Genomic DNA, 19647 nt, shown 5'->3' with positions numbered 1-19647 from the left:
ACCCCTCCCCGCGAACCCCAGGAGGGCGTCGGCTAGGGTTTGGTCCGCATAAACATCCAAACCCCTGCCCGACGCAGGGCGGCGACCGACCAGCGAGAAGAAGGCCGCAGCCGACCGCGCGGGCGAGACTCTCGGGAAGGCGCTACGTGAGTCCCAACGGCTCCGACCGCTCGCCGCGGCGCCCGATGCGGCGGAAGCTGCTGCAGGCACTGACCGCGGGCCTGGTCCTGGCGACCGCAACCGGTTGCACATACAAGGACTTCCCCCGCCTTGGCATGCCCAGCCCGACCACGGAAGAGGCTCCGCGGATCCTCTCCCTGTGGCAGGGCTCCTGGGCTGCCGCGCTCGCCGTCGGCGTGCTGGTGTGGGGCCTGATCCTGTGGAGCGCCATGTTCCACCGGCGCAGCCGCACCAAGGTCGAGGTACCTCCGCAGACCCGGTACAACATGCCGATCGAGGCCCTGTACACGGTGGTCCCGATCATCATCATCTCGGTGCTCTTCTACTTCACGGCCCGGGACGAGTCGAAGCTCCTCGACATCTCCAAGAAGCCCGACGTCACGGTCAACGTGGTCGGCTTCCAGTGGAGCTGGGGCTTCAACTACGTCGAGAATGTCCCCGGTGTCTCCGGCGACGCCAAGACCGACAAGAACCTGGACGCCATTCCGGACCGGTTCAAGAAGGACTTCCCGGCGAACGCCGGCGGTGTCTACGACGTCGGTACCCCCGGCACGCGGAACCCGCAGACCGGCAACCCCGGCCCGACCCTCTGGCTCCCCGAGGGCAAGACGGTCCGCTTCGTCCTGACCTCTCGTGACGTCATCCACTCCTTCTGGGTGGTGCCGTTCCTGATGAAGCAGGACGTCATCCCGGGTCACACCAACGCCTTCCAGGTGGTTCCGAACCACGAAGGCACCTTCCTCGGCAAGTGCGCCGAGCTCTGCGGCGTCGACCACTCGCGGATGCTGTTCAACGTGAAGGTCGTATCCCCGGCGGCGTACCAGAAGCACCTCCAGGACCTCGCCAAGAAGGGGCAGACCGGTTACATTCCCGCCGGCATCGCGCAGACGAGCCACGAGAAGAACCGGGAGACGAACAACCTGTGAGCATCCTCAACGAACCCCAGGGTGCCGCGGCAGCTGAAGGCGCCTACGCGGACGAGCTGCCGGTCAGGCGCAAGCAGCCCGGCAATCTCGTGGTGAAGTGGCTGACGACCACCGACCACAAGACCATCGGGACGATGTACCTCGCGACGTCGTTCGCGTTCTTCCTGATCGGTGGCGTGATGGCGCTGCTCATGCGCGCCGAGCTGGCCCGTCCGGGCCTGCAGATCATGTCGAACGAGCAGTTCAACCAGGCGTTCACGATGCACGGCACGATCATGCTGCTGATGTTCGCGACGCCGCTGTTCGCCGGTTTCGCGAACTGGATCATGCCGCTGCAGATCGGCGCGCCCGACGTGGCGTTCCCGCGGCTGAACATGTTCGCCTACTGGCTGTACCTGTTCGGCTCGCTGATCGCGGTGGGCGGCTTCCTCACCCCGGAGGGCGCGGCCGACTTCGGCTGGTTCGCCTACTCGCCGCTGTCGGACGCGGTCCGCAGCCCGGGTGTCGGCGCCGACATGTGGATCATGGGTCTGGCCATGTCCGGCTTCGGCACGATCCTCGGCTCGGTCAACTTCATCACCACGATCATCTGCATGCGCGCGCCGGGCATGACCATGTTCCGCATGCCGATCTTCGTGTGGAACGTCCTGCTGACCGGTGTCCTGGTCCTGCTGGCCTTCCCGGTCCTCGCGGCCGCGCTGTTCGCCCTGGAGGCGGACCGCAAGTTCGGCGCCCATGTGTTCGACGCCGCGAACGGCGGAGCCTTGCTATGGCAACACCTCTTCTGGTTCTTCGGACATCCAGAGGTGTACATCATCGCGCTGCCGTTCTTCGGAATCATCTCCGAAGTGATCCCGGTGTTCTCCCGTAAGCCGATGTTCGGCTACATGGGCCTGATCGCCGCGACCATCGCGATCGCCGGTCTGTCCGTGACCGTGTGGGCCCACCACATGTACGTCACCGGTGGTGTGCTGCTGCCGTTCTTCTCCTTCATGACGTTCCTGATCGCCGTGCCGACCGGTGTGAAGTTCTTCAACTGGATCGGCACGATGTGGAAGGGCTCGCTGTCCTTCGAGACGCCGATGCTCTGGGCGACCGGCTTCCTGATCACCTTCACGTTCGGTGGTCTGACCGGTGTCATCCTGGCCTCGCCGCCCATGGACTTCCACGTCTCCGACTCGTACTTCGTGGTGGCCCACTTCCACTACGTCGTCTTCGGCACGGTCGTCTTCGCCATGTTCTCCGGCTTCCACTTCTGGTGGCCGAAGTGGACCGGCAAGATGCTGGACGAGCGCCTCGGCAAGATCACCTTCTGGACGCTGTTCATCGGCTTCCACGGCACCTTCCTGGTCCAGCACTGGCTGGGTGCCGAGGGCATGCCGCGTCGTTACGCCGACTATCTGGCGGCCGACGGCTTCACCGCCCTGAACACGGTCTCCACGATCAGCTCCTTCCTGCTCGGCCTGTCGATCCTGCCGTTCCTCTACAACGTCTGGAAGACGGCCAAGTACGGCAAGCCGGTCGGCGTGGACGACCCGTGGGGTTACGGCCGTTCGCTGGAGTGGGCGACGTCCTGCCCGCCGCCGAGGCACAACTTCCTCACCCTGCCGCGGATCCGCAGCGAATCCCCGGCGTTCGACCTGCACCACCCTGAGATCGCCGCGCTCGAGCAGCTTGCGCACAGCGGTCACCCCACCGCCATCGCGGGCAGCAAGGAGGCCGGCAAGTGAGGATCCAGGGTCGGATGTTCATCTGGCTGAGCGTCTTCATCCTGATCATGGCCATCGTGTATGGCGTGTGGTCGAAGGAGCCGGCCGGTACTACCGCACTGTTCCTGGCCTTCGGCCTGAGCGTCATGATCGGCTTCTACCTGGGCTTCACCGCCCGGCGGGTCGACGCGGGCGCCCAGGACGACAAGGAGGCCGACGTCGCGGACGACGCGGGCGAGCTGGGCTTCTTCAGCCCGCACAGCTGGCAGCCGCTTCTGCTGGGCTTCGGCGGTGCGATCGCCTTCCTCAGCATCGCGGTCGGCTGGTGGCTGATCTACTTCTCCGCCCCGTTCATCGTGGTCGGTTTGTTCGGCTGGGTGTTCGAGTACTACCACGGTGAGAGCCGCACCCAGTAGCACTCGCGCGCAGGCAACCGGAAGCCCGGACGCTCCCTCAGGAGGGTCCGGGCTTCCGCTTTTTCCACAGGCCACGCCGGTGCGGTCGTTCCTTTGCCGTAGTGTCGATCCCCCGTACGGCCTACTCGCCGCGCCAATGGGGTCAGCGCCTCATAACGTGATCGTATGAACCACACTCCGCGGACCCGCACCGTCGTCAGCTGCGCTCTGCTGGTGACCGCGCTCGGCGCGGGCGTCACCGCCTGCGGTTCGGACGGCAACCCCCTGTCGGCCAAGCCGTACGACGCGGCGGACCTGATCGACTTCAACGGCCCCACCGAGCCGGGGAAGCAGGCCGACCCGGACAAGCCCCTGGAGATCACCGCCAGCGGTGACGACCGCATCACCGACGTCACCGCCCAGGACTCCGCAGGACGCTATGTGGCCGGCGAACTCTCCGCCGACGGCAGCAGATGGCACAGCACCGCCCCGCTGGCCGCCCACACCCACTACACGGTCACCGTGAGCACCGAGGACGGCGACGGCGCGCCCGGCCGGAAGGTCTTCTCGTTCGACACCAGCAAGCCCACCAGCAGGAAGCGCCTGACCGTCACCTTCGGGCCGAAGTCGGGCCAGTACGGCGTCGGACAGCCCATCACCGCCCAACTCGACCAGGAGGTCAAGGACAAGGCGCAGCGCGCCATCGTGGAGCGCGCCCTCCGGGTGGACTCCGTACCGGCCGTGCAGGGCTCCTGGTACTGGGTGAGCGACAAGGAACTCCACTACCGGCCCGAGGAGTACTGGCCCACCCACGCCACCATCACGGTGCACAGCAACCTGGAGGGCATCAGGATCAGCGACCGGCTGTGGGGCGGCCCGGCCAAGCCGGTGAAGCTCACCATCGGCGACCGGATCGAGGCCGTCACCGACGCCGCGACGCACCAGCTGACGTTCTACAAGAACGGCCAGGACATCAAGCGGATCCCCGTCACCACCGGCAAACCCGGCTTCGGCACCCGCAACGGCATCAAGGTCGTCCTGGAGAAGGCGTACGTCGTCCGCATGCGCGGCACCACGATCGGCATCGCCGCGGGCAGCTCCGACTCCTACGACCTGTCGGTCTACTACGCCACCCGGGTGACCTGGTCCGGCGAATACGTGCACGCCGCGCCCTGGTCCGTGGGCTCACAGGGCTACGCGAACGTCAGCCACGGCTGCACGGGCATGAGCACCGGCAACGCCGAGTGGTTCTTCGACAACATCCACCAGGGCGACATCGTCAAGGTCGTCAACGCCAACGGCCACCAGATGGAGGACTTCGGCAACGGCTTCGGCGACTGGAACGTCGACTGGAACAAGTGGCGCAAGGGCAGCGCCCTGGTCAACGGCAAGCCGGACGGCCCGTCCGACGCGGACACGGTGAGACTGCAGCCGACGGCCTTCTGAGGGCCCCGCAAGGGGCGCGGGGCATCCGCCGTGCGTAGCCCTGCGCCCCGAGTTCTCAGGCGCTCAGCAACCGCTTCCGACGCAGCAGGGAAGCCAAGGCAGAGGCGAACTCCACCGGATCCACCGGCAAGGTGACCGCCGCATCCGCCCGGCTCCACGTCGCCAGCCACGCATCCTGCGGCCGCCCCATCAGCAGCAGCACCGGCGGGCAGTTGAACACCTCGTCCTTGATCTGCCGGCAGACCCCCATACCCCCCATCGGCACGGCCTCACCGTCGAGCACACAGACGTCGATGCCGCCCTTGCCCAACTCGCGGATGACCGCCTCCGGGGTGGCACACTCCACGAACTCGACCAAGGGAACATCAGGAGCCGGCCGACGCCCGGCGGCCAGCCGTACTTGCTCGCGGGTGTTGGAGTCGTCGCTGTAGACCAGCACCGTGGCGGTCGGCTGCATTGTTCCTCCGGGACGTCAGCGTCGTACGGACGGGACGGACAGGGCCGTTCGGGGCGGAGCTTACTCCCGTCGAAGTCCCCATGAACACCACGTCAACACCGGTTCGGCGGGGAGCAACACTCCGAACGGCACCCCCCGGAGTGAGGGCGGGATAAGCGACCGACATAATGTCGGTCGTGGCGACAGCAACGACAGTAGAAACCGGGCACGCGCACCCGTCGGTCAACCGGCCGAACCTCACCAGCGTCGGAACCATCATCTGGCTGAGTTCCGAGCTGATGTTCTTCGCGGCCCTCTTCGCGATGTACTTCACCCTGCGATCGGTGACGGGTCCGGCGCACTGGAAGCACATGGCCGACGCGCTCAATGTGCCCTTCTCCGCGACGAACACCACGATCCTGGTGCTCTCCTCGCTCACCTGCCAGCTCGGCGTGTTCGCGGCCGAGCGCGGTGACGTGAAGAAGCTCCGCGGGTGGTTCATCCTCACCTTCATCATGGGTGCGATCTTCATCGGCGGTCAGATCTACGAGTACACGAGCCTGGTGAGGGACGAGGGCATCTCGCTCTCCTCCGACCCGTACGGCTCGGTGTTCTACCTGACCACCGGCTTCCACGGCCTGCACGTGACGGGCGGTCTGATCGCCTTCCTGCTGGTCCTCGGCCGCACCTACATGGCCAAGAGGTTCACCCACGAGCAGGCGACCGCCGCCATCGTCGTGTCCTACTACTGGCACTTCGTCGATGTGGTCTGGATCGGCCTTTTCGCCACGATCTACCTGATCAAGTAGCCGGGACCGGCTCCCGCACATCCAGAAGCACCGACGCAGAAGATCCTGACACCGGGGTAATCCGTGAAAAAGCTCTCCGCACGACGACGCCATCCGCTGGCGGCGGTCGTCGTCCTACTCCTCGCGCTGGCGGCCACTGGGGGGCTGTACGCCGCGTTCGCGCCCGCGGGCAAGGCGCAGGCCGACGATTCCGCCCAGTCCCTGACCATCAAGGAGGGCAAGAAGCTCTACGAGGTCGGCTGCGCCAGCTGCCACGGCACCGGTGGCCAGGGCTCCTCCGACGGGCCGAGCCTGGTCGGCGTGGGTGCCGCGGCCGTGGACTTCCAGGTCGGCACCGGCCGTATGCCGGCCGCCACCTCGCAGGGCGCCCAGGTCCCGCGCAAGAAGGTCGTCTACAACCAGACGCAGATCGACCAGCTCGCCGCGTACATCGCCTCGCTGGGCGCCGGCCCGAACGTGCCCACCAAGGACCAGTACGGCCCTGACGGTGCCGACATCGCCAAGGGTGGCGAGCTGTTCCGCACCAACTGCGCGCAGTGCCACAACTTCACCGGCAAGGGCGGTGCCCTGACCAAGGGCAAGTTCGCGCCCACGCTGGAGGGTGTCGACCCGAAGCACATCTACGAGGCCATGCAGACCGGCCCGCAGAACATGCCGTCCTTCCCCGACACCACGCTGTCCTCGAAGAACAAGAAGGACATCATCGCGTACCTGCACGCGGTCGACAGCAGCGAGACGACGAACCCCGGCGGTCTGGAGCTGGGCGGCCTCGGGCCGGTCAGTGAGGGTCTGTTCGCCTGGATCTTCGGTCTCGGCGCACTGATCGCAGTCGCCGTCTGGGTCGCCGCTCGGACCGCAAAGGCCAAGAAGTCATGAGTAGCCAAGACATTCCAGAAGAGAACCTGCCCGCTGAGCAGGGCGAAGAGCACCGCGCGGTAGCGGTCGCGGACGAGGAGAACCCGTTCGCCGACCCGGGGCTGCCGCCTCACGAGCACCGCATCCAGGACATCGACGAGCGGGCCGCCAAGCGGTCCGAGCGCTCGGTCGCCCTGCTGTTCACGGTGTCGATGCTGGCCACCGTCGGCTTCATCGTCTCGTATGTGACGATCCCGCACGACAAGAACATCTTCGTCTTCCCGATCGGGCACGTCAGCGCGCTGAACTTCGCGCTGGGCCTGACCCTCGGTGCGTCGCTGTTCTGCATCGGCGCGGGCGCGGTCCACTGGGCCCGCACGCTGATGTCCGACGTGGAGGTCGCCGACGATCGGCACGCCATCGAGGCCCCGGCCGACGTCCGCGCGAAGGTCCACGCGGACTTCCGGCAGGGCGCCAAGGAATCGGCGCTCGGCCGCCGCAGGCTGCTCCGCAACACGATGTTCGGCGCGCTGGCCCTGTTCCCGCTCTCCGGCGTCATGCTGCTGCGCGACCTCGGTCCGCTGCCCGGCACCTCGCTGCGGCACACCCTGTGGGCCAAGGGCAAGCGCCTGATCAACATGAACACGGGCCAGCCGCTGCGCCCCGAGGACGTCGCCGTCGGCTCCCTCACCTTCGCCAAGCCCGACGGGCTGGAGGAGACGGACGAGGAGTTCCAGACGGAGATCGCCAAGGCCGCGCTGATGATCGTCCGGCTGCAGCCCGGCAACATCAAGGACAAGCGCGAGCTCGACTGGTCGCACGAGGGCATCGTCGCGTTCTCCAAGATCTGCACCCACGTCGGCTGCCCGATCTCGCTGTACGAGCAGCAGACGCACCACGTGCTGTGCCCGTGCCACCAGTCCACCTTCGACCTCTCCGACGGTGCCCGAGTGATCTTCGGCCCCGCCGGCCACGCCCTGCCGCAGCTGCGCATCGGTGTGGACAGTGAGGGTTACCTCCAGGCGCTCGGCGACTTCGAGGAGCCCGTCGGTCCTGCATTCTGGGAGCGCGGATGAGTACTGCAGCGAACGAGACGCCCCGCTCTCGCGGGAAGGCACCGGCCGGCGAGCGTGTCGCCGACTGGGCCGACGGCCGGCTCGGGATCTACTCCCTGGCCAAGGCCAACATGCGCAAGATCTTCCCCGACCACTGGTCGTTCATGTTGGGCGAAGTGTGCCTGTACAGCTTCATCATCATCATCCTCACGGGTGTGTATCTGACGCTGTTCTTCCACCCGTCGATGAACGAGGTGGAGTACCACGGCAGCTATGTCCCGCTGCAGGGACAGCTGATGTCCGAGGCCTTCAACTCGACCCTGCACATCTCCTTCGACGTGCGCGGTGGTCTGCTCATCCGGCAGATCCACCACTGGGCCGCGCTGATCTTCCTCGCCGGCATGTTCGTGCACATGATGCGCGTGTTCTTCACCGGCGCGTTCCGCAAGCCGCGTGAGATCAACTGGCTGTTCGGCTTCCTGCTGTTCGTCCTGGGCATGTTCACCGGCTTCACCGGTTACTCGCTCCCGGACGACCTGCTCTCCGGCACCGGTGTCCGCTTCATGGAGGGCGCGGTCCTGTCCGTGCCGATCGTCGGCACGTACCTGTCGTTCTTCCTCTTCGGCGGTCAGTTCCCCGGTCACGACTTCGTCGCCCGGTTCTACTCGATCCACATCCTGCTGCTGCCGGGCATCATGCTCGGCCTGGTGGTGGGCCACCTGATCCTGGTCTTCTACCACAAGCACACGCAGTTCGCGGGTCCCGGGAAGTCCGAGAAGAACGTCGTCGGCATGCCGCTGCTGCCGGTGTACATGGCCAAGGCCGGAGGCTTCTTCTTCCTGGTCTTCGGTGTCATCGCGGCCATCGCCGCGGTCGCCCAGATCAACCCGATCTGGGCCATGGGCCCCTACCGTCCGGACCAGGTGTCCACCGGCGCCCAGCCCGACTGGTACATGGGCTTCTCCGAGGGCCTGATCCGCTTCATGCCGGGCTGGGAGATCAACTTCTGGGGTCACACGCTCGTCCTGGGCGTGTTCATCCCGCTGATGATCTTCCCGCTGGTCCTCGTGGCGATCGCCGTCTACCCGTTCATCGAGTCCTGGGTCACCGGCGACAAGCGCGAGCACCACATCCTGGACCGCCCGCGCAACGCCCCGACGCGCACCGGTCTCGGTGTCGCCTGGATGACGCTGTACCTGACGCTGCTGGTCGGCGGCGGCAACGACCTGTGGGCCACGCACTTCCACCTGTCGATCAACGCCGTGACCTGGTTCGTCCGGATCGCCTTCTTCGTCGGCCCGGTCTTCGCGTTCCTCGTCACCAAGCGGATCTGCCTGGGTCTGCAGCGCCGCGACCGCGACAAGGTGCTGCACGGTCGCGAGACCGGCATCATCAAGCGGCTGCCGCACGGTGAGTTCATCGAGGTGCACGAGCCGCTCAGCCAGGAGCAGCTGCACACCCTCACGGCCCACCACCAGTACGAGCCGGCCGAGATCGGCCCGACGGTCGACGAGAACGGTGTCGAGCGCAAGGTGCCGGCCTCGGAGAAGCTCCGGGTGCGGCTGTCCAGCGCCTACTACGGCGAGGACAACCAGATCCCGAAGCCGACCGTCGATGAGTACAAGGAGATCACGAGCGGCCACGGCCACCACTGATCCCCGCGTCGCCACGCCACGCTGAAGGGCCCCGTCCGGCTTACGGACGGGGCCCTTCGCCGTGCCCGGGGGTGGATAGGCTGGGCTCACACTGTTCTTACGACACCAGGAGCGGCTGATGAGCGCTGTGACCCCCGCTGGAGGCGACACCGCGGCGGGCCGTTCCTGGCCCGAGGTACTGAACGCCCTGCTGGAGGGCCGGGACCAGAGCGCGGACGCCACGGCATGGGCGATGGACCGGATCATGCGCGGGGAGGCGACGGACGCGCAGATCGCGGGATTCGCCGTGGCCCTGCGCGCCAAGGGCGAGACGGTGGAGGAGATCACCGGGCTCGTCCGCGCGATGTACGCGCACGCGAACGTCATCGAGGTGCCGGGGGAGACCGTCGACATCGTCGGCACCGGTGGTGACGGTGCCAAGACGGTGAACATCTCCACGATGTCCTCGATCGTCGTCGCCGGCACCGGCGCGAAGGTCGTCAAGCACGGCAACCGTGCCGCGTCCTCGGCGTCGGGCGCGTCGGACGTGCTGGAGAAGCTGGGCGTCAATCTGAACCTCCCGCTGGAACGGGTCTCGCAGGTCGCGGAGGAGGCCGGGATCACGTTCTGCTTCGCGGTGAAGTTCCACCCGGCGCTGCGCCATGTGGCCGCCGCCCGTGGCCAGTTGGGCATCCGTACGACCTTCAATGTCCTCGGTCCGCTGACCAACCCGGCGAAGGTCCGCGCCCAGGCCGTCGGCGTGGCGGATCTGCGGATGGCCCCGATCGTGGCCGGTGTCCTCGCCGAGCGCGGCAACTCCTCCCTGGTCTTCCGCGGCGACGACGGCCTGGACGAGCTGACCACGACCGCCACCTCGCGGGTGTGGGTCGTCCGGGACGGCAAGGTCACCGAGGAGACCTTCGACCCGAGGGACGTCGGCATCGACCTCGTCCCCGTGGAGGCCCTGCGCGGCGCGGACGCGTCGTACAACGCGGAGGTCGCCCGCCGTCTGCTCGACGGTGAGACAGGGGCCGTGCGGGACGCGGTGCTGCTGAACTCCGCGGCGGCCCTCGTGGCCCTGCACCCGACGGACGCCCCGCTCGCCGACCAGCTGCGGGCCGGCATGGCCAAGGCGGCGGAGTCGATCGACTCGGGCGCGGCGAAGCGGACGCTGGAGCGGTGGGTGGCGGCGAGCAACGCCTAGCGGTCACCGACGGTCGTCCCGCGATCCGGACTCGGGTTGCGGGACGACGATCATTTCCCGTACGTTCCTGTACCAGGTCATGAGTGACAGCCATTCGGCCCCGGCCGGCTGTCCGGCAACCCTCCGTCCGTGGCGGGGTGCCCCGGGTGAGGACCAGGCCGTAGGCAGCGAGGTCTACGGCAAGCGCGGACCCCTCGCGCGCTGCTGAGCGCGGGACCAGGGGTCCTGGTCATCGAGGGAGCCTTCCGTGAGCAAGCGAATGCGATAGGGCCGCCGAGCCCCGCCTCCGCATCCCCTTTTCTCTTCTTCCCGTACGTCGTCTTCGGCGTACGTTCTCACGGGAGTTCCCCATGTCCGTCTTCACCGCTGCCGCCGACCAGTCCGTTTGTTCCCCGCTGCCCGTTCTGGGCCGGGATGTCACCGTCCCGCTCGTCACCGGCGGCGAGGTCACCTACGCGGCCCTCGACTACGCGGCCAGCGCCCCCGCCCTCCAGCGCGTCTGGGACGACGTGGCCGCCTACGCGCCGTACTACGGCAGCGTCCACCGGGGCGCCGGCTATCTCTCCCAGCTCTCCACCGACCTGTTCGAGAACGCCCGCAGGACGGTCGCCGGGTTCCTGGACTGCCGCCCCGACGACCAGCTGGTCTTCACCCGCTCCACCACCGACTCCCTGAACCTCCTGGCCCGCGCCCTCCCGGCCGACTGCCAGGTCTTCGTCTTCGAGACCGAGCACCACGCCTCCCTGCTGCCCTGGCAGGACGCCCAGGTCAGCTACCTCGACGCCCCGCGCACCCCGCAGCAGGCCGTCACGACCCTGGAGCGCGCCCTCGCCGGCCGCGACCCGCACGGCCCGGCCCTGGTCTGCGTCACCGGCGCCTCGAACGTCACCGGCGAGCTGTGGCCCGTACGGGAGCTGGCGGCAGCCGCCCACGCGCACGGCGCCCGGATCGTCCTGGACGCCGCCCAGCTGGCCCCGCACCACCCCGTGTCCGTCCGGGACCTGGACGTCGACTGGGTCGCCTTCTCGGGCCACAAGCTGTACGCCCCCTTCGGCTCCGGTGTCCTGGCCGGCCGCGCCGACTGGCTGCGCGCGGCCGAGCCCTACCTCGCGGGCGGGGGCGCCAGCCGCAAGGTGGCCCGGCGCCGGGACGGCGGCGTGGACGTGGAGTGGCACGAGAGTGCCGCCCGGCACGAAGCGGGGTCACCCAATGTGATCGGTGCCTACTCCATCGCGTCGGCCTGCAAGGCGCTCACCGAGGCCGGCTGGGACGGCCTGGTCGCGCGCGAGCAGCACCTGATCGCCAGGGTCCGTGCGGGCCTGGCCGAGGTCCCGCAGGTGAAGGTGCTGTCCCTGTTCGGCGACGACGCCCCGCGCGTCGGCGTGATCTCCTTCGTCGTCGAGGGCTGGAACAGCTCCCACTTCGCCGCGGCCCTGTCCGCCGAGTACGGCATCGGCGTCCGCGACGGCCTGTTCTGCGCCCACCCCCTGGTCCGCACCCTTCTCGGCAGCGACCCCCAGACCCAGGGCGAGTGCGGCGCCCCCGAGGCCGCGCCGGGCGAGAAGTCACTCAACGCCATCCGCGTGAGCTTCGGCGCGGGCACCCCCGACGAGCACGTCGACCGCTTCGTCACGGCGGTCCGGGAACTCGTGACCGAGGGCGCGAAGTGGACGTACCGGACCGAGGACGGCCGCTGCGTACCGGCGGTGTGATCAGCGGCTGAGCGGCCCAGCCCCTAGTTGTCCAGGCCGATCGAGAACGCCGCTTCCAGGTCGTGCGTCGAGTAGGTGCGGAACGCCACATGCGTGTCCGTGCCCTCGACGCCGGGGATCTTGCTGATCCGGCCGGGGATGACATCGGCGAGATCATCGTGCTGCCGCACCCGGACCATCGCGATCAAGTCGTACGTGCCGGTGACGGAGAAGACCTCGCTCACCGACTCCAGCGAAGCGATCTGCTCCGCGATCTCGGGGATCCGGTCCACGCTGGTCTTGATGAGGACGATCGCGGTGATCACGGCTGGTTCTCTCCCTCGGGTGCCGGAGCTGGGGCGCACTTCACTCTAGCCGCCCGCCCGTCTCCCACCACCGCCCTTCCCAGGCCGCCCTTCGGGCCCTTCCTTCTTCCGTAACGCACCCACGCGTAGCCGAAGCCCAGACCGAAGCCCACGAGGTGGGCCAGATACGCCACCCCGGGCCCGCCCGAGCTCTGCTCCGCCGCCGCCCACTGCAGCGCCGCCCAGAACGGCAGCACGATCCACGCGGGAAACCGCAGTGGCAGGAAGAACAGAAAAGGCAGAAGACTGGTCACACGGGCGCGCGGGAACAGGTAGAGGAACGCTCCGAGGACCGCCGAGATCGCTCCGGACGCGCCCACCAGCGACTGCTCGGAGGTGGCGTTGGCGGCCGCGTAGCCGAGCAGGGCGAGATAGCCGCAGCCGACGTAGAAGAGGGTGAACGCGACCCGGCCCATCCGTTCCTCGGTCATCGCGCCGAAGACGAAGAGGAAGAGCATGTTGCCGAGCAGATGCACCCAGCTGCCGTGCACGAACAGGGCCGTGGCGGGGGTCAGGGCCTCGCGCACCGGTCTGGCGAACAGATCGGCCGGCACCACGCCCCAGCTCCGGAAGTACGCCCGCTGTGCGGCGAGCAGCCCGTCCCCGGAGCCGTACGCCGGGGTGAGCCCCGAGGCCGGGCCCAGGACGAAGAGCAGACAGCACAGGGCGATGAGGCCGTACGTCATGGGTGCTGATGTGCTCCGGACCGCTCTGAAGGCCCTGCCTGCCGCCGTGCTCCACGCGCTGATCATGAATACAGAGCATGACGTAACGGGACGCACGCTGACAGACCGCCTCGCCGCCTTGGACAGACCAGCGGCGGGTTGCCGCCAGGCCGTAGGGTTACGGCCACACGCGTCGGCCGGCGGCGCGGTGAGCGACTACGAGAAGGAAGCGGACAGCCACGATGACGGTTCCCCTGCCGACCGCCACCACCCGATGGCGCTGCACCCTGTGCGGCAACCTCACCCGGTTCGACGTGACGCGTTCCTCGAAGGTCGTCGAGTACGTCCACCTCGATCTGGCCGGCGAGCCGACCGTGGAGGAGCGCGAGGTGGTCAGTGAGACCATCGAGTCGGTGCGGTGCCGCTGGTGCAACGCGGTGGACCAGGTGGAACTCGTGGACAGGCCGGGTGCCGGCTCCTGAGCGGAGCGGCCCCCGAAGAAGTCGAAGTAGTGGGGTGTGACGGATGGTGGAGACCGCAGGCGGGGGGCCGGACGACGGCACCGCTGAGGTGCTTGACCGTCCGCTGCCCGACGGTGTGCGCCGCCGGGTCGTCCAGATCGTCTCGGAGGGCTTCGGCGGGCTGACCATGTCCGAACTGCCCGCCCAGCTGAGGCAGTACGCCCGGTTCGCCCCCAATCGCCGGGCCAAGTTCGCCGGAAACGCGATGGCGGCGGCGCTGGAGACCGATGCGCTGTTCCGGCAGCGGATCGGGGAGAAGTTCAGAGAGGCGCAGCCGGAACTCGCCGGCGCCCTCGACTCCGGCTCGCCGCTCCCGGCCGCGGACCCGCTCGACGTGGCGGCCGCGGCCTACGTACTGCGCCCGGCGGGCTGGGTGAAGTTGGTCACCGCGGCCGGCGAGGAGGTCCAGCGCGCGGACGCCGAGCGCGCCGACGAGGAGAACCGGGTCGAGCTGGAGCGGCTGCGCGCCGAGCTGGCCCATGCCCGCGAGCACACCCGCGCCGAGACCGAACGGCTGCGTACGGAGCTGGAGTCGGCGAAGAGGGAAGCGGAATCGCTTCACCGCAAGCTCCGGGCCGCCCTCAGCGACGTCAAGCGGGGCGAGGCCGCCCTGCGCAAGGCCCAGGGCGAGATGGACGCCCTGCGCGCCGAGGCGCACCTGCAGATCTCGGCCGCCGAGAGCGAGTCCCGTCGGCTCAAGGCCCGCCTCGGCGAGGCCGATGCCGCGCTGGAGGCCACCCGCCGCGCCGCCCGCGAGGGCCGCAGCGTGGAGGACATGCGGGTACGGCTGCTGCTGGACACCCTGCTGGACGCCACCCAGGGCCTCAGGCGCGAACTCGCCCTGCCGCCCGTGTCCGTGCGGCCCGCCGAGACCGTGGATGCGGTTGAACCGGGACGAATGACACCGAAGGACATCGCGGCGCGCGCCCTGTCGGAGAACGACCCGGCCATTCTCGACCAGTTGCTGGCGCTGCCGCAGGCGCATCTGGTGGTCGACGGCTACAACGTCACCAAGACCGGCTATCCGCAGATGCCGCTGGAGAAGCAGCGGCTGAGGCTCCTCGGCCAGCTCTCCGCGCTCGCCGCGCAGACCGGCGCCGAGGTGACCTGCGTCTTCGACGGCGCCGAACTGGCCGCCCCGGTGCTGCTGGCGCCGCCGCGCGGGGTGCGGGTGCTGTTCTCCAAGCCGGGTGTCACGGCCGACGAGCTGATCCGGCAGCTCGTGCGCGCGGAGCCGCCGGGCCGTCCGGTCATCGTCGCCTCCACCGACCGTGAGGTGGCCGACGGGGTCGCCAGGGCGGGCGCCCGTCCGGTCGCCTCTGCGGTGCTTCTCAAGCGACTGTCCTGAAGGTCCAAGGGGCATATGCAATGCCCGAATTAGCCGTATCGTCACGCAACGTAGTGTCAACCGCGCCTCACCCCATGTGACTTGTGTGCAAAGAATGCATTGTGTGACGAGGTTTTTTGGTGTGAGGATTTGAACTGATCACAAGTGGGTCACTAGGGTCTGGGCTCGAACCTCCGAACGGGTGATCACTCACAAGAAGGAGTTCGTCCTCCGTGGCGTCCCACCGTCGACCCAAGCAGCAGAGTCGCGCTCGCGTGACCGTGCTGACCACCGCAGCAGCCGCCGCCGTCGTCCTGAGCGCGAACGCCGCCAATGCCGCGCCGAGCCAGAAGCTCACCAAGGACCAGGTCAAGGCCAAGGTCGACGAGCTCTACCAGCAGGCGGAGCAGGCCACTGAGAAGTACGACGGGGCCCAGGCGAAGCAGCAGAAGCTGCAGAAGGAGATATCCACCATCCAGGACAACGTCGCGCGAGGTCAGCAGGACCTCAACAAGCTGCGCGACGGCCTGGGTTCGCTGGCCACCTCGCAGTACCGCTCCGGCGGCATCGACCCCTCGGTCCAGCTCTTCCTGTCCTCCAACCCGAACGACTTCCTCGACAAGGCGTCCACGCTCGACCAGTTGAGCGCCCAGCAGGTCGACGCGCTGAAGAAGATCCAGGACAAACAGCGCGAACTGGCCCAGGAGCGTGCCGAGGCCACCCAGAAGCTCAAGGACCTCTCCGCCACGCGCGCCCAGCTGGCGCAGAACAAGAAGGACGTCCAGGGCAAGCTCGCCGACGCGCAGAAGCTGCTCAACACCCTGACCGCCAAGGAGAAGGCGGCCCTCGCCGCCCAGCAGGCCCGGGCCGACCGCTCCTCCAGCTCGCGGGTCAACCTCGGCAACAGCACTCCTGCCTCCGGCCGGGCCGGCGCGGCCTTCGCCGCCGCCCAGAGCGTGATCGGCTCGCCGTACGTCTACGGAGCCTCCGGTCCGTCCGCCTTCGACTGCTCGGGCCTGACCTCCTGGGCCTACGCCCAGGCCGGTGTCTCCATCCCGCGCACCTCCCAGGAGCAGGCCACCATAGGCACCAGGATCAGCTCGATCAACGACCTCCAGGTCGGCGACCTGGTCTTCTTCTACGGCGACATCCATCACGTCGGCCTGTACGCCGGCAACGGCCAGGTGCTCCACGCCCCGCACACCGGTGCCGTGGTCCGCTACGAGTCGATGTCCGACATGCCGTTCCAGTTCGGCGTCCGGGTCTGACACCTCCGGCGGACACCGGCCCGCGAAACCGGGTGTGATACCCGCGAGTTCCCGCGAGAAACGCTCGCACGGGGGCGCCCGAACGGGCGAATCCCCTGGACCGGAGCTGACTCCACGCCCCGCCGCTGACCTGGGTCAGCGGCGGGGCGTCAGCGTTTGTTGCCGCGACGGCCGTTGGTCGAGCCCCTTGCGCACGGCTACTGTCTGCCGCGTTTCCCCGGCGCCGGGGCCTCCCCGTCCCCAGGCGCCGGGGAAGCGGTCACTGTTCGCCAGCAGAAGGACTGCCGTGGGGTCTCATCGCCGCTTTGCCTCCTCCGGATTCGACCGGGGCGCCGTCGCCCTCTGTGTCCTGTCGGCCGCGGCCGGCGCGCTCGGCGCCGTACCGGCGCACGCGGCCCCGCGCACCGACACCCGTGCCGAGGTGGACCGGCTCTACCAGGAGGCCGAGCGGGCGACCCAGGCCTTCGACAAGGCCCAGGAGCGGGCCGGCACCCTGCGCCGCGAGGTGCGCGACGCCCAGGACCACATCGCCCGGCAGCAGCAGCGCGTCAACACCCTGCGCGAACAGCTGGGTTCGCTGGCCGGTGCCCAGTACCGCACGGGCGGCATCGCCCCTGCCGTCGCCCTGCTCTTCTCCGACGACCCCGACGACTATCTCGACAAGGCGTCCACCCTCGACCGCATCACCACCCAACAGGCGGGGCAACTCCGGGAGTTGCAGTCGGCGCTGCGGGAACTCGCGCAGGAGCGCACGGAGGCGGTCGGGAAGCTCGCCGCGCTGGAGAGCAGCCGCAAGGCCGTGGCCGCGCACAAGCGGACCGTGGAGACGAAGCTCGCCAAGGCCCAGCAACTGCTCGACACGCTCCCGGCCGCCGAGCGCGCCGCGTTCGGCCGGGCCTCGCGCTCCGACGACTCCGGCCGCGTGGACCTGCCCGGCCTGCCGGACCTGACCGGCGCCGTCGCCCCCGACGCCCGCGCCGCCGCCGCGGTGGCCGCCGCCCGCTCCGCCCTCGGCCGGCCGTATGTGTGGGGCGCGAGCGGCCCCTCCGGCTTCGACTGCTCGGGCCTGATGCAGTGGTCGTACGCGCACGCCGGAATCCAGCTGCCGCGCACCTCGCAGGAGCAGCGCTTCGCCGGCCGGCAGCTCCCGCTCTCCCAGGCCCGCCCCGGTGACCTGGTGATCTACCGCTCCGACGCCAGCCATGTGGGGATGTACGTGGGCAACGGCCAGGTCATCCACGCCCCCTATCCGGGCGCCGCGGTGCGCTACGACCCGGTCGGGATGATGCCGATCTCCTCGGTCACCCGGCCCTGACCGCGCCGGGCGCCGTTACGATCGGGAAATGGCTGGTCGCAGGCGGGCGTGGAGTATCGGGGCGGTGGGGCTCGGGCTGCTGCTGCCCCTGGCCGGCTGTGGCGGCACCCCGGCCGACTCCGCCCGCACCGAGGTGCAGCACCTGCTCGACCGGCGCTCGGCCGCGCTGCTCGGCCACGACGAGACGGCGTACGGGGCGACGGGCGCCCGCACCGAGTACACCCGGCTGCGCGCCCTCCCGCTGGCCTCCTGGGCCTACCGCGTCACCGCCGTGCACCGCACCTCGGCCGGAGCCACCGCCGACGCCGACCTGAGCTACCGCGTCGCCGGGTACGACAAGGCCCCCGTCGACGCCCGCCGCATCCTCACCCTGGGCCGCACCGCCGACGGCGAGTGGTACGTCACCGCCGACCGGCCCGCGCGGGACGCCGGGCAGCAGCTGTGGGACCAGGGCCCGGTGACCGCCGTCAAGGGCGCCCACAGCCTGGTCCTGGGCACCGGCCGGACGGCCGCCCAGCTGCGCGGATACGCCACGCTGGCCGACCGCGCCGTACCGGCCGTCTCCCGGGCCTGGGGCACCGACTGGACCCGCCATGTGGTCGTCCTCGTCCCGCGGTCCCTGCAGGGCATGGGGGGACTGCTCGGCTCACCCGCCGCCGACTACCGGGGGATCGCCGCCGTCACCACCGGCGAGGCGGGGGGCTCGGGCAAGGCGCCCGCGGACCGGGTGGTCGTCAACCCGGAGGCGTACGCCATCCTCGGCGACCTCGGCAAGCAGGTCGTGCTCACCCACGAGACCACCCACGTGGCCACCCGCGCGCACACCACCGCCGCGACCCCGCTGTGGCTCTCCGAGGGCTACGCGGACTGGATCGGCTACCTCGGCACCGGCCGCACCCCCACCGAGGCCGCGCCGGAACTCACCCGCGCCGTCCATGACGGCCACCCGCCCACCGAGCTCCCCACCGACAAGGACTTCGGCTTCACCAGCGACCCGGCCGAACTCGCCCAGGCCTACGAGGGGGGCTGGCTGGCCTGCCGGATGATCGCCGACCAGTGGGGCGCGGCCCGGCTCGACGCCTTCTACCGCGCCGTCGGCGGCCGTCAGCAGCGGGCGGGCGCGGTCGAGGCCGCGCTGAAGACGGTGCTGGGCACCACACCGCAGGCGTTCACCGAGCGGTGGCGGGAGTATGTGCGGGCGCAGCTGATCCGCACCGAGTGACGACCGGCCCCCTTCTCCAGCAGGTCAGCCGGATGCGCTGAGCGTCTCGATGGCCTCGCGCAGCCAGGCCCGCTCCGCCTTCCCGGTGGCCCGGGCGACCCGCAGCATGCCCTCGCGGAACAGGTCCCCGGCCTCGTCCGCGTGCACCGGCTCGCCCTGCCGGTAGAAGAAGCTCGCCGGGGCCTGAAGGCGCGGCGGTGGCGTCACTGCTGCGGAGAGCCGGCCGACACGAGGAGACCGGACAGCCCCTGGCCCGCACGGGGTGACCCGGGAGTCGGCGGGAGCGGCGCCGACGACATGGCCGAGGGCCGACGAGGCCACCGGGGTGTTGCTGGCGGTGACCAGGGTGGGGCCGTGTGGCCCGGTCGGTGGGGCGGTTCACGGCGCGGGGGTCGAGGTCTTCCGGTGGCAGGGGCTGCTGTGGCCTGGCGGGAGCGGCGTCAGTGGCATGGTCGAGGGCCGGCGAGCTGGCGGTGACGGGTGACCGGGGAGCAGGGTGGGGCCGTGTGGCCCGGTCGGTGGGGCGGTTCGCGGCGCGGGGGTCGAGGTCTTCCGGTGGCAGGGGCTGCTGTGGCCTGGCGGGTGTCGTGGGGATCGCGAGGTCTGTGTGGGCGCCGCGGACGC

At 69.4% G+C, this 19647-nt stretch carries 18 protein-coding genes, 1 pseudogene and 1 riboswitch; of the genes and pseudogenes, 15 read left to right on the top strand and 4 right to left on the bottom strand.

Annotation, left to right across the window (positions count from 1 at the left end; translation table 11 throughout):
- Window positions 1-146 precede the first annotated feature (146 nt).
- The 4 genes from ctaC (at window position 147) to ACZ5NH_RS08395 (ending at window position 4656) form a co-directional block, all read left to right on the top strand.
- Window positions 147-1106 carry an aa3-type cytochrome oxidase subunit II gene (gene ctaC / locus ACZ5NH_RS08410; RefSeq protein ID WP_451554651.1) on the top strand — a complete coding sequence of 320 codons (960 nt, stop codon included), beginning with the start codon at window positions 147-149 and terminating at the stop codon, window positions 1104-1106.
- On the top strand, window positions 1103-2836 hold the full coding sequence (gene ctaD / locus ACZ5NH_RS08405) for an aa3-type cytochrome oxidase subunit I (protein ID WP_468773589.1): 1734 nt from the start codon (window positions 1103-1105) through the stop codon (window positions 2834-2836). Before ctaC ends, ctaD begins: the two co-directional genes overlap by 4 nt.
- Window positions 2833-3231, top strand: a complete 399-nt coding sequence (locus ACZ5NH_RS08400; RefSeq protein ID WP_388621557.1) for a cytochrome c oxidase subunit 4 — start codon at window positions 2833-2835, stop codon at window positions 3229-3231. Before ctaD ends, ACZ5NH_RS08400 begins: the two co-directional genes overlap by 4 nt.
- A gap of 165 nt (window positions 3232-3396) precedes the next feature.
- A complete protein-coding gene (locus ACZ5NH_RS08395; protein ID WP_468773587.1) occupies window positions 3397-4656 on the top strand; it encodes a L,D-transpeptidase in 1260 nt (419 codons plus the stop codon).
- A gap of 55 nt (window positions 4657-4711) precedes the next feature.
- On the opposite strand, the gene ACZ5NH_RS08390 is transcribed toward ACZ5NH_RS08395, so the two are convergent.
- On the bottom strand, window positions 4712-5113 hold the full coding sequence (locus ACZ5NH_RS08390) for a response regulator (RefSeq protein ID WP_388621553.1): 402 nt from the start codon (window positions 5111-5113) through the stop codon (window positions 4712-4714).
- Between the two features lie 167 nt (window positions 5114-5280).
- Here ACZ5NH_RS08390 and ctaE point away from each other — a divergent pair, with 167 nt between their 5' ends.
- The 6 genes from ctaE to ACZ5NH_RS08360 all read left to right on the top strand — a co-directional run bounded on the left by ctaE (window position 5281) and on the right by ACZ5NH_RS08360 (window position 12361).
- Complete coding sequence (gene ctaE, locus ACZ5NH_RS08385) at window positions 5281-5901, top strand: aa3-type cytochrome oxidase subunit III (RefSeq protein ID WP_351203789.1); 621 nt, start codon at window positions 5281-5283, stop codon at window positions 5899-5901.
- A gap of 63 nt (window positions 5902-5964) precedes the next feature.
- Complete coding sequence (qcrC, locus tag ACZ5NH_RS08380) at window positions 5965-6777, top strand: cytochrome bc1 complex diheme cytochrome c subunit (RefSeq protein WP_388621551.1); 813 nt, start codon at window positions 5965-5967, stop codon at window positions 6775-6777.
- Window positions 6774-7832 (top strand): cytochrome bc1 complex Rieske iron-sulfur subunit, encoded by a 1059-nt coding sequence (qcrA, locus tag ACZ5NH_RS08375; RefSeq protein ID WP_388621550.1) that lies wholly within the window; start codon window positions 6774-6776, stop codon window positions 7830-7832. The genes qcrC and qcrA overlap by 4 nt, the downstream gene beginning before the upstream one ends.
- The gene (qcrB, locus tag ACZ5NH_RS08370) at window positions 7829-9466 is read left to right on the top strand and encodes a cytochrome bc1 complex cytochrome b subunit (protein ID WP_388621548.1); all 1638 of its coding nucleotides are present in this window, start codon (window positions 7829-7831) and stop codon (window positions 9464-9466) included. Before qcrA ends, qcrB begins: the two co-directional genes overlap by 4 nt.
- A gap of 118 nt (window positions 9467-9584) precedes the next feature.
- Entirely contained in the window at window positions 9585-10649 is a 1065-nt protein-coding gene (trpD, locus tag ACZ5NH_RS08365) for an anthranilate phosphoribosyltransferase (RefSeq protein WP_468773583.1), read from the top strand.
- A 75-nt stretch (window positions 10650-10724) separates the two neighbouring features.
- Window positions 10725-10841: riboswitch (SAM riboswitch) on the top strand.
- Between the two features lie 158 nt (window positions 10842-10999).
- On the top strand, window positions 11000-12361 hold the full coding sequence (locus ACZ5NH_RS08360) for an aminotransferase class V-fold PLP-dependent enzyme (protein ID WP_468773581.1): 1362 nt from the start codon (window positions 11000-11002) through the stop codon (window positions 12359-12361).
- A gap of 23 nt (window positions 12362-12384) precedes the next feature.
- On the opposite strand, the gene ACZ5NH_RS08355 is transcribed toward ACZ5NH_RS08360, so the two are convergent.
- Window positions 12385-12666, bottom strand: a complete 282-nt coding sequence (locus ACZ5NH_RS08355; protein ID WP_388621543.1) for an Lrp/AsnC family transcriptional regulator — start codon at window positions 12664-12666, stop codon at window positions 12385-12387.
- On the bottom strand, window positions 12663-13457 hold the full coding sequence (locus tag ACZ5NH_RS08350) for a rhomboid family intramembrane serine protease (protein ID WP_468773578.1): 795 nt from the start codon (window positions 13455-13457) through the stop codon (window positions 12663-12665). Before ACZ5NH_RS08350 ends, ACZ5NH_RS08355 begins: the two co-directional genes overlap by 4 nt.
- 155 nt (window positions 13458-13612) lie before the next feature.
- On the opposite strand from ACZ5NH_RS08350, the gene ACZ5NH_RS08345 reads away from it, so the two are divergent.
- The 5 genes from ACZ5NH_RS08345 (at window position 13613) to ACZ5NH_RS08325 (ending at window position 19023) form a co-directional block, all read left to right on the top strand.
- Complete coding sequence (locus tag ACZ5NH_RS08345; RefSeq protein WP_014672226.1) at window positions 13613-13852, top strand: hypothetical protein; 240 nt, start codon at window positions 13613-13615, stop codon at window positions 13850-13852.
- Window positions 13853-13895: 43 nt separating this feature from the next.
- Complete coding sequence (locus ACZ5NH_RS08340) at window positions 13896-15239, top strand: NYN domain-containing protein (protein WP_468773576.1); 1344 nt, start codon at window positions 13896-13898, stop codon at window positions 15237-15239.
- Between the two features lie 212 nt (window positions 15240-15451).
- Window positions 15452-16486: a C40 family peptidase gene (locus tag ACZ5NH_RS08335; RefSeq protein WP_388621537.1), complete on the top strand. Its 1035-nt coding sequence runs from the start codon at window positions 15452-15454 to the stop codon at window positions 16484-16486.
- Between the two features lie 286 nt (window positions 16487-16772).
- Window positions 16773-17801 (top strand): C40 family peptidase, encoded by a 1029-nt coding sequence (locus ACZ5NH_RS08330; protein WP_388621535.1) that lies wholly within the window; start codon window positions 16773-16775, stop codon window positions 17799-17801.
- 28 nt (window positions 17802-17829) lie between these two features.
- Window positions 17830-19023: a hypothetical protein gene (locus ACZ5NH_RS08325; protein ID WP_468773573.1), complete on the top strand. Its 1194-nt coding sequence runs from the start codon at window positions 17830-17832 to the stop codon at window positions 19021-19023.
- Between the two features lie 24 nt (window positions 19024-19047).
- Here the strand turns inward: ACZ5NH_RS08325 and ACZ5NH_RS08320 are convergent.
- Window positions 19048-19212, bottom strand: a pseudogene (locus tag ACZ5NH_RS08320) (PadR family transcriptional regulator); the annotation flags it as partial.
- Between the last annotated feature and the right edge of the window lie 435 nt (window positions 19213-19647).

This window comes from Streptomyces sp. NPDC031426 (genome assembly GCF_055581585.1).
Note: the sequence above shows the minus strand (reverse complement) of the source record. Positions and strands in the feature narration are given on the sequence as shown.

What these genes read in the sequence shown, in the direction of transcription:
- ACZ5NH_RS08360 (WP_468773581.1), top strand. Translation starts at nt 11,000, where the DNA reads ATGTCCGTCTTCACCGCTGCCGCCGACCAGTCCGTTTGTTCCCCGCTG.
- ACZ5NH_RS08340 (WP_468773576.1), top strand. Translation starts at nt 13,896, where the DNA reads ATGGTGGAGACCGCAGGCGGGGGGCCGGACGACGGCACCGCTGAGGTG.
- ACZ5NH_RS08325 (WP_468773573.1), top strand. Translation starts at nt 17,830, where the DNA reads ATGGCTGGTCGCAGGCGGGCGTGGAGTATCGGGGCGGTGGGGCTCGGG.
- qcrB (WP_388621548.1), top strand. Translation starts at nt 7,829, where the DNA reads ATGAGTACTGCAGCGAACGAGACGCCCCGCTCTCGCGGGAAGGCACCG.
- ACZ5NH_RS08395 (WP_468773587.1), top strand. Translation starts at nt 3,397, where the DNA reads ATGAACCACACTCCGCGGACCCGCACCGTCGTCAGCTGCGCTCTGCTG.
- ACZ5NH_RS08345 (WP_014672226.1), top strand. Translation starts at nt 13,613, where the DNA reads ATGACGGTTCCCCTGCCGACCGCCACCACCCGATGGCGCTGCACCCTG.
- ACZ5NH_RS08390 (WP_388621553.1), bottom strand. Translation starts at nt 5,113, where the DNA reads ATGCAGCCGACCGCCACGGTGCTGGTCTACAGCGACGACTCCAACACC.
- ACZ5NH_RS08350 (WP_468773578.1), bottom strand. Translation starts at nt 13,457, where the DNA reads ATGATCAGCGCGTGGAGCACGGCGGCAGGCAGGGCCTTCAGAGCGGTC.
- trpD (WP_468773583.1), top strand. Translation starts at nt 9,585, where the DNA reads ATGAGCGCTGTGACCCCCGCTGGAGGCGACACCGCGGCGGGCCGTTCC.
- qcrA (WP_388621550.1), top strand. Translation starts at nt 6,774, where the DNA reads ATGAGTAGCCAAGACATTCCAGAAGAGAACCTGCCCGCTGAGCAGGGC.
- ctaE (WP_351203789.1), top strand. Translation starts at nt 5,281, where the DNA reads ATGTCGGTCGTGGCGACAGCAACGACAGTAGAAACCGGGCACGCGCAC.